At 54.9% G+C, this 11,787-nt stretch carries 13 protein-coding genes; 4 read left to right on the top strand and 9 right to left on the bottom strand.

Annotation, left to right across the window (positions count from 1 at the left end):
• Nucleotides 1–22 precede the first annotated feature (22 nt).
• The 6 genes from ACAM29_RS03935 to ACAM29_RS03910 all read right to left on the bottom strand — a co-directional run bounded on the left by ACAM29_RS03935 (nt 23) and on the right by ACAM29_RS03910 (nt 4,189).
• Nucleotides 23–769 (bottom strand): phosphate/phosphite/phosphonate ABC transporter substrate-binding protein, encoded by a 747-nt coding sequence (locus ACAM29_RS03935; RefSeq protein WP_369623253.1) that lies wholly within the window; start codon nt 767–769, stop codon nt 23–25.
• Between the two features lie 12 nt (nt 770–781).
• Nucleotides 782–1,243, bottom strand: a complete 462-nt coding sequence (locus ACAM29_RS03930) for a PAS domain-containing protein (RefSeq protein ID WP_091823048.1) — start codon at nt 1,241–1,243, stop codon at nt 782–784.
• Between the two features lie 77 nt (nt 1,244–1,320).
• The gene (locus ACAM29_RS03925; protein ID WP_091823051.1) at nt 1,321–1,683 is read right to left on the bottom strand and encodes a roadblock/LC7 domain-containing protein; all 363 of its coding nucleotides are present in this window, start codon (nt 1,681–1,683) and stop codon (nt 1,321–1,323) included.
• A gap of 64 nt (nt 1,684–1,747) precedes the next feature.
• Nucleotides 1,748–2,380: a hypothetical protein gene (locus ACAM29_RS03920; RefSeq protein WP_242529955.1), complete on the bottom strand. Its 633-nt coding sequence runs from the start codon at nt 2,378–2,380 to the stop codon at nt 1,748–1,750.
• 44 nt (nt 2,381–2,424) lie between these two features.
• A complete protein-coding gene (locus ACAM29_RS03915; protein WP_091823054.1) occupies nt 2,425–3,696 on the bottom strand; it encodes a hypothetical protein in 1,272 nt (423 codons plus the stop codon).
• A 22-nt stretch (nt 3,697–3,718) separates the two neighbouring features.
• Nucleotides 3,719–4,189: a hypothetical protein gene (locus ACAM29_RS03910; RefSeq protein ID WP_139253876.1), complete on the bottom strand. Its 471-nt coding sequence runs from the start codon at nt 4,187–4,189 to the stop codon at nt 3,719–3,721.
• Nucleotides 4,190–4,593: 404 nt separating this feature from the next.
• Here ACAM29_RS03910 and ACAM29_RS03905 point away from each other — a divergent pair, with 404 nt between their 5' ends.
• From ACAM29_RS03905 to ACAM29_RS03895, 3 genes are all read left to right on the top strand, one after another.
• Nucleotides 4,594–4,824: a hypothetical protein gene (locus ACAM29_RS03905; RefSeq protein ID WP_091823061.1), complete on the top strand. Its 231-nt coding sequence runs from the start codon at nt 4,594–4,596 to the stop codon at nt 4,822–4,824.
• A 253-nt stretch (nt 4,825–5,077) separates the two neighbouring features.
• Nucleotides 5,078–7,675, top strand: a complete 2,598-nt coding sequence (acnB, locus tag ACAM29_RS03900; RefSeq protein ID WP_091823800.1) for a bifunctional aconitate hydratase 2/2-methylisocitrate dehydratase — start codon at nt 5,078–5,080, stop codon at nt 7,673–7,675.
• 165 nt (nt 7,676–7,840) lie between these two features.
• The gene (locus ACAM29_RS03895) at nt 7,841–8,263 is read left to right on the top strand and encodes a DUF2185 domain-containing protein (protein WP_091823064.1); all 423 of its coding nucleotides are present in this window, start codon (nt 7,841–7,843) and stop codon (nt 8,261–8,263) included.
• Here ACAM29_RS03895 and amrA read toward each other — a convergent pair whose 3' ends face one another.
• The gene (amrA, locus tag ACAM29_RS03890) at nt 8,264–8,863 is read right to left on the bottom strand and encodes an AmmeMemoRadiSam system protein A (protein WP_369623252.1); all 600 of its coding nucleotides are present in this window, start codon (nt 8,861–8,863) and stop codon (nt 8,264–8,266) included.
• Nucleotides 8,850–9,650 (bottom strand): AmmeMemoRadiSam system protein B, encoded by an 801-nt coding sequence (gene amrB, locus ACAM29_RS03885; protein WP_369623251.1) that lies wholly within the window; start codon nt 9,648–9,650, stop codon nt 8,850–8,852. Before amrB ends, amrA begins: the two co-directional genes overlap by 14 nt.
• Before the next feature lie 64 nt (nt 9,651–9,714).
• On the opposite strand from amrB, the gene amrS reads away from it, so the two are divergent.
• Entirely contained in the window at nt 9,715–10,803 is a 1,089-nt protein-coding gene (amrS, locus tag ACAM29_RS03880) for an AmmeMemoRadiSam system radical SAM enzyme (protein ID WP_369623250.1), read from the top strand.
• Here the strand turns inward: amrS and ACAM29_RS03875 are convergent.
• Complete coding sequence (locus tag ACAM29_RS03875; RefSeq protein ID WP_091823074.1) at nt 10,771–11,742, bottom strand: tRNA-dihydrouridine synthase; 972 nt, start codon at nt 11,740–11,742, stop codon at nt 10,771–10,773. The genes amrS and ACAM29_RS03875 overlap by 33 nt on opposite strands.
• Between the last annotated feature and the right edge of the window lie 45 nt (nt 11,743–11,787).

Genomic DNA, 11,787 nt, shown 5'->3' with positions numbered 1-11,787 from the left:
CGCTCTCTCGACAGCCGATGGATCAGTCAATCAGCGTATCAATGAGATCAATCATGAACTCTGTCTGTTCTTCATGCATCTGATCCCATCCATCCAGCCCCATGCTTTTGAGCACATCCTGACCCTTTGGATCATGTTCCATGTTGGTCAAACGCTCAAGCAACAACGGGATATGCTGCTCCATTCGGGGACCGGCCACCAGTGTATGATGCACCACACTGATCTGACTGTTAACCAAAGGCTTCATCTGCTTTCGGATCAGCTCAGAGAGTTCGTCATACCCCGCCTGCAGAAAAAAGCCGACATCAGCATTGCCGTTCAACAGTGCTTTTGCCACCAAAACATAACTGTCCAGCTCAAGGAAAGTAACATTACTGCCATCAAGATCTGCCGACTCGAGCATGATCATACCCATTGTATGCACATCAGGGTCAGCAGTGGTTGCAACGGTAATACCCGACTCCAGGTCTTCGACCGTTTCTCGAGGGTCTGATGCCAGCGTGGCTATCAGCGTTTCATCAGAGAGATTGCGCGGTCGCACCAACACTTTAAAGCCCAGCTCACGCACCAGCATTGACGCATCGTAGGGGTTGGCATAGATCAGATCAATTTTGCCACTACGAATGTCTTCACGCTGCGCTTCGAAGCTGTCATATAGCTCAAGATGCACACCCGCACCCAACTGACGCTGCAGCCAGGTGTTGAAAATAAACCAGCCCGACAGATGTGACGGCGGAAAGTCAGGACTGACCGATAAATTAAGAGTCATCGCAGCACCCCATTACCTAAGCGTCGCGTAGAGGGCTTCGCTTTCTTTGATTTTGCTGCGTGATGGCTTGCGTCGGACCGAAGTATAGCCAACCAGCTCGCCATTACGGATATTCGGGATGACCGTCGCCTTCACCCAGTAATACGCGCCATCTTTACGCAGATTTTTCACATAACCCTGCCACTTCTTACCTTGGGCAACGGTATCCCAAAGGTCCTTGAATGCCACAGCGGGCATGTCTGGATGGCGCAGAATATAGTGATTGGTTCCCAGCAGCTCTTCACGGGTGTAACCCGACATTTCAATAAATGCACGGTTAGCGTGAGTAATGATGCCTTGGGGGTCAGTACGGGACACGATCAATTTGCCATCCGGATAGGGCACCTCGCGATCCACGATCTTCGCCAGCCGTTCAGTGCCATCAAAATATTTGAGCAGCACCTCTGTGGTGGCACCGGTATCTTGTTCGGACATAGACACTCCAGGCCGATAGAAAAGCGTGCATATCAGTTAACTGATGTTTCCATGCACGCCCAGCACTTTGACAAGGTTCAGAGAATCTTACCGATAGCCTCTGCAGCGCGCTTGACATCAAGGAAGATCAGACCCAATCGCGCATTGGTCTTGGCAACAACAGTCAGCACCGATTCAGGGTTTGCATGAGTCATCAGGATATAGCCTTCTTTACCCTTGACGAGCACCTGCTCAAGCTCACCACGGGCCAGTTCCTGAGAGGTACGTTCGCCGAGCGACAGCATGGCTGCACTCATTGCACCAACTCGGTCTTCATCCATACCGGCAGGCAGGAGAGCATCAATAACGAGACCGTCTGTAGAAATCACAGCAGACGCTTCAATTTCTGCAGATGTTCCGTTGAGATCGTTGAGAATGGAAGTCAACATTTCTGAGCGCATGGTAGTCTCCTTTTAGGCCATTAGCGCTGGTTTTAATCCTGTATAAAACGGCCAGTCCGTTTTATCAGTAATCCAGGTAGCGTCGGATCAGCACCGACATCAAGTCCACAAAAGGCTGCCGATTCAAATGAGGCATCCCTTCCAGAATTAGCAGGAATTTCTGTTCACCTACGTGAAGCGTCCAAAAACCCAGCTCACTTTGTCCTACAGCATCCACAAGCGCCCAGGACGAACCATCGAAACCAAGGTGTCTGCCAAGCAGCGCCTGATGGCGCTCATGCATGGAGACCAAGTCTGCTGCCATCCCCGCTACCGCTTCAGCTTCTTCTGCACCGAAGCCCGACTGCCCCAGACAGAAACCCTGATCATCTGCCAACAGCACACGACCATCGGCAAGTTGCGGTAAATATTCAGGCAACAGATGTTCAATAGTGCCAGCAGCGATAGGCTCAGGGTTTTGCGGTAGATCAACAAAGCCGTGTTGCACAGCCTTATCGAGCAATGTCTGTGCTTCTGCCTCGCCCATCCCCGTCAGTTTTTGCAGCAGTGAGCTGAGATACGGAATATGGGTATCTGCACTCAACAACTGCAACAACAAGGCACGCAGTGCTTCTGGCTCGGTGTTCAGTGTCGCGTAGTAAGCGCCACTGGGCGTCACCTGAAAATACCGCGGGGTATCATTCTGTTCTTGATTCACGGTTTAACTCCGAAAGATCCATGGTGTGATACACACTTTTCCGGTCATTGACAGTACAGACCGATGGCGTCCGCTGCCACAAGGAACGAAAACACAAAGCGCTGAGGCACACCTAACATTGAGGCAATATTCTGGGCTGACAATCTTTGGCTCTGCCAAAGCTCAGCAATGCTCCGGGCATGAGGCGTCTCCAGCAGGCGTTCAAAGTCAGGAATTGAATTAAGCAACCGCGGCTCTTCCGCGGACAGCGTGTCAGGCAGACGACCACGAGCGGTAAACAATGCCAACTGCCAAAGCAGCTCGTCAGAGGCTACCCGCCGACCCTTGGGAAGTTCGGCATCCGGCTCCCGCTCGAGCAGTGAAATCTCTTCAAAACCAAATCGAGTCCTGGTCAACTGCAGCAGCAGATCAGCGTCCAGCGTGACCAAAAACTCCTTATCCGCAGGCAGGTAAAACAGTGCACCCGGAACACCGACTACCTGTTGTGGCTTCCCTGATGCGTTGCCCGCCTCAATACACCGCATGATCCAGGGCAATAAAAGCCCATCAAGGCTGAAATACACACGCCGACGTTCAGTTGCAGAGTCAAGATTCACGTCCGGCAGATTACCGCAACACTGTTGAATCATCTCGGCCGATATGCGCGGTGTCTGCAGCTCATCAGACAACAGGGATTCTGTTTCCTGTGACTCCGCTTCCATAGACAAAGCCGAGGATCTGGAGTCATTTGCCTGCGAATGCTGCTGCCTGAGCTGATTTTGTGCATCCAGAATCAGACTGTTTAACTCATTCCGCTCAAGACTGAAACGGCTGCGAAGCGCTTCAGTCTGGCGCTGACTGTTGCCGCCTTTCCAGGCACTCAGTGCCTGACTGCTTCGTTCCTTGCGCGCCTGCCACTCTGCAAAGGCGACTGTACGCTGATCCCGCAGGCTCTCCAGCGGATGCTCAGGCGATGCTGCCTGAACTGCAGGCGAAGTAGACATCGCGTCGAGCTGCAGTCGCAGATCAGCCAGCGCCTGCTGCAAGGTTCCCATACTCAAGGGACGAGTCAAGCGAATGCTTTTGCCATTAACTTTTTCGGCCGTACCAGGGTCTACAACGGCAATGAAAGGACGATTGCCATTTTGACGCAACCACCCCTCTACTTGCTTCCGGCTACTGGCATCACTGATCCCAATCAGCAACGACTCCGCACTCTCAGCTGGCACGAGGTGGAAACCCTTGGCCTTGTTGCCGTTAAAAAATATCTCAAGCATTGCAGCCTCGTTGGCCGCAAAACCGATAATGCCTATTGAATGCTTACCACTGACCGGCATTGCACATTCCTTCTAAAACTGCTCAGTGAAGTTTCTGCCTGGAGAATTGCATGCAGCGTCCATTACTGAGGACAGCATGCTCCAGTGGAAGCTCTGCCAAACGAGAGAGGTCACGAGTATCGACGGCCTTGTTCATTGCAATCCGGCATTCCGACTTCAGCAATGGGCCAGCCTGTTGAATCAGGCGATTGACAAGAAATTGCCCTCTGCCACGCAGAACCAGCAACAAGTCGATCAATGCACCGGTAACGCTATCGCTGTCAGCACACTGAATGGCAAGATAGATCCGTCGGATATGGTTTCGCAGGGTGCGAGGACGTGCGGCGACTAGCCGCGTGAGATAACGCAGTGCAACAGTTGGCTGGGTACCGGCATAGATCAGTCGCTTGTCGACCTGTAAATTAAACATGATTTGCAGTTTGCTTAACTGCAAATCAGCATTTACCGGACGCTCTTCCTGTGCGACTTCAGCCTGACTGACTGCCGAGTTCATCAAGGCTACCTCCTGCCTGAGATAATGTATCAGAGTGTTATACTTAGCTTTCGAGATGATTTCAAACCCGCTTTCACTATTATTGACCGGCATCAACAGCATCGAATCAGCTTTTCAATGCACAGGGCTACCCGATATCGCCACCTGCACCCTCTTTACCGCCATCACAGGGCTTGAATGCAATCAATCGTTTAAAAATGGTGTCTTTTTTAGGTCACATTTTATTAATACTCTTGTTTGATTCGCGGTTTAAACTGAATCAAAAATACCCAAGATGAATAAAATACTGTCCTCTTTAATTTGCCCATATTGATTATGTGGTCTACGGTTAAATGCACTCGTGCTATCCATGCACCGAGCCTCAGTCTCAGCAACCTCCCAATAACAAGAATTGGTATTTTCAGATGCGCAAGTATTACGACAGCAGCTTTCCCACCCACGGTGAAGATGGTCGGTTTGTCATGCTGGTGATGCGGCAACATTACCGAGCCCCCTGGAGCCTTAAAAAAAGAACTGAATGGGAACAGGAGCTTCCGGAGTACCTCACTCAGGATGGTCGCCAGGTCAACGTTCTGGATAACAAAAAAGGCGAGTTTCAGGTATCGGGCGAGGACGAGATCCTAAGGTTGGGCTAACGCCTCACCTGCCAAACCTAACAAGTTTGCCGGACATCAGTGCTGGCAGCAGGACTGCAATGGCTTTACGGCCTGAACCCTTCAGGCCATGTGCTCTTATACTTTGGTAAGACGATTGTCGACACATCTTAACTTTGTCACCCCCTTCCGCTAGAATTCGCTCGCCAATCACCATTCGATACCTAGTCGATACGCCGTCGGTGGAGTAGTACCACTCCGGCGTCCGGCGGTGAAAACAGATGAGGGCCATATCGTGCTTGAAGCTTATCGTAAACATGTAGAAGAACGCGCTGCAGAAGGCGTACCGCCGAAGCCGCTTGATCCCGAACAGACCGCTGCCCTGGTCGAGCTGCTGAAAAACCCGCCTGCAGGCGAAGAAGAGTTCCTGCTTGACCTGATCACCAACCGCGTTCCGGCGGGGGTTGACCAGGCTGCATACGTCAAGGCTGGCTTCCTGGCTGCGATTGCCAAGGGTGAAGCGACCTCCCCTCTGATCGACAAGGTAAAAGCCGTTGAGCTGCTGGGCACTATGCTCGGCGGTTACAATATCGCACCGCTGGTTGAGTGCCTGGACATTGATGCACTGGCCCCGACCGCAGCCAAGGCGCTGTCTCACACCCTGCTGATGTTTGATGCCTTCCACGATGTTCAGGAAAAGGCTGAAGCAGGTAACGCGCACGCCAAGCAGGTAATGCAGTCCTGGGCCGACGGCGAGTGGTTCACCTCCAAGCCTGAAGTTGCCAAGAAAATCACCGTAACCGTATTCAAGGTGCCAGGCGAAACCAACACTGACGACCTGTCTCCGGCTCCGGATGCCTGGTCACGTCCTGACATCCCGCTGCATGCCAATGCCATGCTGAAGATGGAACGCGACGGCATCAACCCGGAAGAACCCGGCGTGAAAGGCCCGTTGGCCCAGATCGAAGAAGTAAAAGCCAAAGGCTTCCCTGTTGCCTACGTGGGTGACGTTGTGGGTACCGGTTCTTCCCGTAAGTCTGCTACCAACTCCGTGCTGTGGTTCTTCGGCGACGACATCCCGTTCGTGCCGAACAAACGTGCCGGTGGCTACTGCTTCGGTAACAAGATCGCCCCGATCTTCTACAACACTATGGAAGATGCCGGCGCTCTGCCGATCGAAATGCCGGTTGAAAACCTGAACATGGGTGACGTGATCGACGTGTACCCATACGAAGGCAAAGTATGCAAGCACGGTACCGATGAAGTCATCTGCACTTTCAGCCTGAAGACTCAAGTGCTGCTGGACGAAGTACGTGCCGGCGGTCGTATCCCGCTGATCATCGGTCGCGGCCTGACCGAAAAAGCACGCGCCGCACTGGGCCTGGAAGGCTTTGACCTGTTCCGCAAGCCGGAACAGCCAGCTGACACAGGCAAGGGCTTTACTCTGGCTCAGAAAATGGTCGGCAAGGCCTGCGGCATGGACGGCGTACGTCCGGGCATGTATTGCGAGCCGAAAATGACCACCGTTGGCTCTCAGGACACCACCGGTCCAATGACCCGTGACGAACTGAAAGACCTGGCATGCCTGGGCTTCTCAGCCGACCTGACCATGCAGTCTTTCTGCCACACCGCAGCCTATCCGAAGCCGGTTGACGTGAATACCCACCACACCCTGCCGGACTTCATCATGAACCGTGGCGGTGTATCGCTGCGTCCGGGTGACGGCGTTATCCACTCCTGGCTGAACCGCATGCTGCTGCCGGATACCGTGGGTACCGGTGGTGATTCCCATACCCGTTTCCCGCTGGGCATCTCCTTCCCGGCCGGTTCAGGTCTGGTCGCCTTCGCAGCTGCCACCGGTGTCATGCCGCTGGATATGCCGGAGTCAATCCTGGTTCGCTTCAAGGGCAAGCGTAACGCCGGCATCACTCTGCGTGACCTGGTACACGCCATTCCTTACTACGCCATCAAGCAGGGTCTGCTGACCGTAGAAAAGGCTGGCAAGAAGAACGCTTTCTCTGGTCGCGTACTGGAGATCGAAGGCCTGGAAGAACTGACTGTTGAGCAGGCGTTCGAGCTGTCTGATGCGTCCGCAGAGCGTTCTGCTGCAGGCTGCACCATCACTCTGTCTGAAGACTCTGTTGCCGAGTACTTGCGCTCTAACATCGTCATGCTGAAGTGGATGATCGCTGAAGGCTACGGCGATGTACGTACTATTGAGCGTCGCATCAAGGGCATGGAAGAGTGGCTGGCGAACCCGAGTCTGATGCGTGCAGACGCTGATGCCGAGTACGCTGAAGTGATCGAGATCGATCTGTCCGAAATCAAGGAGCCGATCCTGTGTGCTCCGAACGATCCGGATGACGCTCGCCTGCTGTCTGAAGTGGCTGGCCAGAGCATCGATGAAGTGTTCATCGGTTCCTGCATGACCAACATCGGTCACTTCCGTGCCGCCGGTAAACTGCTGGAGTCCTCCGGCAAGTCGATCCCGACTCGCATGTGGATCGCCCCGCCGACCAAAATGGACCAGGCCCAGCTGAGCGACGAAGGCTACTACAACATCTTCGGCAAGGCCGGCGCGCGCATGGAAATGCCGGGCTGCTCACTGTGCATGGGTAACCAGGCGCGTGTTGCTGCGAAGAGCACCGTAGTGTCCACTTCTACGCGTAACTTCCCGAACCGTCTGGGTGATGGCGCCAACGTCTACCTGGCATCTGCCGAGCTGGCTGCCGTTGCGGCACTGGAAGGCAAACTGCCGACCGTTGACGAGTACATGGCCTACGCCAACAAGATCGACAGCATGGCGGGTGAAATCTACCGCTACCTGAACTTCGATCAGATGGAAAACTACGTAGCCAAGGCCGCTACTGTCATCCCGACCGTTGAAGCCTGATTGCGCCGACCGGGGTGATGTAAGTCACCCCTGAAGCGACCCCAGACCCCCCGTCCCAGTGACGGGGGTTTTCGTTTGTCTCGTCGGCTGATTTCCGACAGGCGCAGGCGAACTGTTATACTCCGCACTGCGTAAGCTACCCGAAACAGCGTAAGGCCCATACCGATGAAATCACCCAATCCCGATCAACCACTGAGCCAGGCCGATGAAACAGCCCAGACCAAGAACGGCTATCTTGCACTGGTCTCGCGTCTGCTGCTGGAGGAAAAGCTGCCGATCCGGTTCATGTACAAGACCGTGCCAGAACATCTGAACGATACTGGCTGGCGCATGTTCACCGGGTATGAAACTGAAGAATTTCTGGAAAATGAACAGATCAACCTGATCCCGATCCCGCTGGAAAGAGTATGTGAAATTGACCCTTCCCTGACTGAGCTGGTCGAGTACAACGCCGGTACAGTATGGGAGCGCGCGCCGGACGCTGATGGCTGGGAGCGAGTGTACGATTTCCGCATCCCCGCACCCAAAGTGGATGTCAGCATTACCAACGATGTGGATCAGTTCGCGACCAAACGCAGCGAGTCCTGATCAGCGGGTGCCGGTTTCCACAACCGGCATCTCCCCCTCCTCACCGAAGCTGTCAGTATGATAGCGCCAAATACGTACATTGTCGGACCAGTAATCCCCCGGCAGCCCCGCCTTGCGTTTCAACTCCGATATGAATGCCTCGGGCGTTGAGAGGCTTTGCCATACCACCGGCAAAAAAGTCGCACGGTGCTCACCCGCCTCCAGGACCACCCCATCCACCTCTGGCTGCAGCACCGCCACCAGCTCGGCTTCACTTGATACCGACAGTGGCGTCAGAGGCGACAGCACAGATAGACTGACCCTTATGAGCTCACCCCGCTGCAAAGGGTCAAAGCGATAGTCTCGCGTTGCCGCGCTGACAGCATTCAGTATGATGTCCTGTCCAAGAGGTCTGTGCGGCTCCAGAGTACCGATACATCCCCGCAGGCGATCATGACTTTCCAGCGTGACAAAGCAGGCCCGTATGGGTTTTAGCCAGTCAGGCAAGGCATCGACTGACGGCAGGTCTGGCCGCTCTGCATTCAGCACAGCTGTGATGGCATTGCGTGCCATCGCCAGCATCTGTGAACGCTGCGTGGTTGTAAATTCAAAAACAGACATAAGCTCCATAGCCAACAACCTGCGTCTTGTCACCGGCCGTATCACCGGAGGTGCATTGACCAAGACATCTCAGTTCCAGTTTTTCCTGCCGTGCCGCCAGCAACAGACCGTTCAGCGCATGACAACCGCAGGCCTGCTCGGACCCCAGTTGCGGCTCTCTGGCCAGAATCATCTCAGTGGTTAGCTCATCCAGCCGCCATGCTTCCTGCCAGGAATGATAGTGACTCAAATCCGAGCTGATCAGTACCAGCGTATGGGGATCCTGCCACAGGTATTGAACTAGTCGTGCGACCCAATCAGCCTCTGTCTGCCCAACCAGTATTGGCACCAGCTTCAGCCCAGCCGCTACCCTCTGCAGGAACGGAAGCTGGACCTCAAGTGAATGCTCCGGCAGATGGACATCAGACCGCATTGCGAGGTCGAATGTCTGCTGCAACTTCTGCATGAACGGAACATCCAAAGGCGTATCGCCCAGCGGGGTATGCCAACCCTCCTCTTCAGGCAACGCCATGCCACGCAAAGGCAATCGATGGTTGGGCCCGAGCAGCACCACGCGCCGCCATTGTGTCCGTGGTAACTCACGCTGTAACAGACGATATGCCAGTGCTGCTATCGGCCCGGAGTAAACCAGACCTGCATGCGGTACCACCAGCGCTCGTGGCTGCCGCGGCAACTGCTCGGGTTCCTTTGCACGTTCCAGCAGATCATCCACTAACATACTGAGCGCCGGCGCACTTGCAGGGTAAAACATTCCAGCAACCGCTGCCGGGCGTATCGCTGCAGTCATCAGCTCTCTCCACAAATGCTTTGCTATGCTCAAAGTATAGTCATAAAGAGTGAATTCGCAGATCATGAAGCCTGAAACCAGTGTTCCAACACAGTATTGGCACCGTCTGGACAACGGCAAGGTGCAGTGCGACCTTTGTCCCCGCTTCTGCCAGCTCAATGAAGGCCAACGCGGACTCTGCTTTGTTCGTGGCCGTGAGCAGGGTGAGATCCGTCTATTCAGTTATGGCCGCTCCAGCGGTTTCTGTATCGACCCGATCGAGAAAAAGCCACTGAACCACTTCCTGCCTGGCACCCCCGTACTCTCATTTGGAACCGCCGGTTGCAATCTCGCCTGCAAGTTCTGCCAGAACTGGGACATTTCGCGCTCACGGGAAACCGACCGGCTGTGCGATCAGGCCTCACCCTCAGACCTTGCAGCGGCGGCCGTCCAGCACGGTTGTCGCAGTATTGCCTTCACCTACAATGACCCGGTTATCTTTCACGAATACGCGATTGATATCGCCAGGGCCTGTCATGAACAGAGCATTCGCTCAGTCGCCGTCACTGCGGGCTATGTTTGCCCAGAGCCACGGAAGGAGTTCTATACCGTGATGGATGCCGCCAACCTGGATCTGAAGGCGTTCAGCGAACGCTTTTATGAAAAAATATGTGGTGGCCAACTACAGCCGGTTCTGGACACACTGGAATACATCTACCATGAAACCAGCACCTGGCTTGAAATCACGACCCTGCTGATACCGGGTGAGAATGACAGTGACTCGGAACTGGAGGCGCTAAGCCACTGGATATGCACCCACCTAGGGGCTGATGTACCGCTGCACTTCACAGCCTTTCACCCCGACTGGAAGATGCTGGATTACCCGGCAACACCCATCGAAACACTGCGGCGCGCTCGTCAGATCGCACTTGAGCAGGGCCTGCACTTTGTCTATACCGGCAACCTGCCCGACCCCGAAGGCAATACGACCTGGTGCCCACAATGCGCCAGCGCCGTGATTTGTCGTGATGGCTATCGTATTACCGAATGGAATTTGACGGCTGACGGCTGCTGTACTCAATGCCAGTACCGCATTCCGGGTGTATTCGAGGCTGATCATGGCCACTGGGGCTCACGCCGGTTACCGATCCGGATTGATACCGAGGCGGTCTGATTCTCGGACAAGCAGGCATTCAATGGCCTGCGCATCACGCTCGGTACGCAGTTGGGTAAACAGAAGCTCAGCTTCGGGGTAGTATCGCTTCATCATCTGCAGCCACTGCTTGGTGCGACCATGGACATGGCGGGGCTGTATCCGCTGCATGACCAGTCGGTGGTACTCAAGTACCAGCCACAGGACTTCAGGCCAGCACCGATCATGTGCTTCGTGCCCCCTTAGTCCCTTGATCTGCAACGCCAGGAAAGGGTTCGCTATCAGGCCACGACCGATCATCACATCCTCACAGCCGCTGACCTCGCGGCAGCGCCGGTGATCATCCACCGTCCATACCTCACCATTGGCAATCACCGGAATGGAAACGGATTCACGAATACGGGCGATCCACTCCCAGTGTGCCGGAGGGCGATAGCCCTCTACCTTGGTCCGCGCATGGACCACAATCTGACGCGCGCCCGCCGCTTCCAACGCCTGCGCATTCTCCAGTGCCAGCAGCTTGTCATAAAAACCGAGCCGCATTTTTGCGGTTAGAGGCACACGATCGTGCAGCGCCCGGCTCACGCCAGCCGTGATTGAATATACCTCTTCAGGGTCTTTCAACAGAATGGCGCCGCCACGACTTTTATTAACGGTCTTCGCCGGGCAGCCGAAATTCAGGTCGATGCCGGGAGCCCCCATATCAACCGCCCGCACGGCATTTTCACCCAGCGCCACCGGATCATTACCCAGCAACTGAACGATCACCGGAGTGCCCGAAGGGGTTACACTCCCCTCGCCCAGCTCAGGCGCCAGACGGTGAAACACGGATTGCGGCAATAACTGGTCGGTCACACGGATGAATTCGGTGACACACAGGTCAATGCCGCCAACACGCGTCAGGATATCTCGCAGGGTATGATCGAGAACGCCCTCCATCGGGGCCAGCAGGATTTTCATCAAGTACGATATCAGGAAACGGGCCGCGGACAGAACGCCCGCAGC

Source organism: Marinobacterium sp. BA1 (assembly GCF_041155135.1).
GTDB classification, from domain to species: Bacteria; Pseudomonadota; Gammaproteobacteria; order Pseudomonadales; family Balneatricaceae; genus Marinobacterium; species Marinobacterium iners.
Note: the sequence above shows the minus strand (reverse complement) of the source record. Positions and strands in the feature narration are given on the sequence as shown.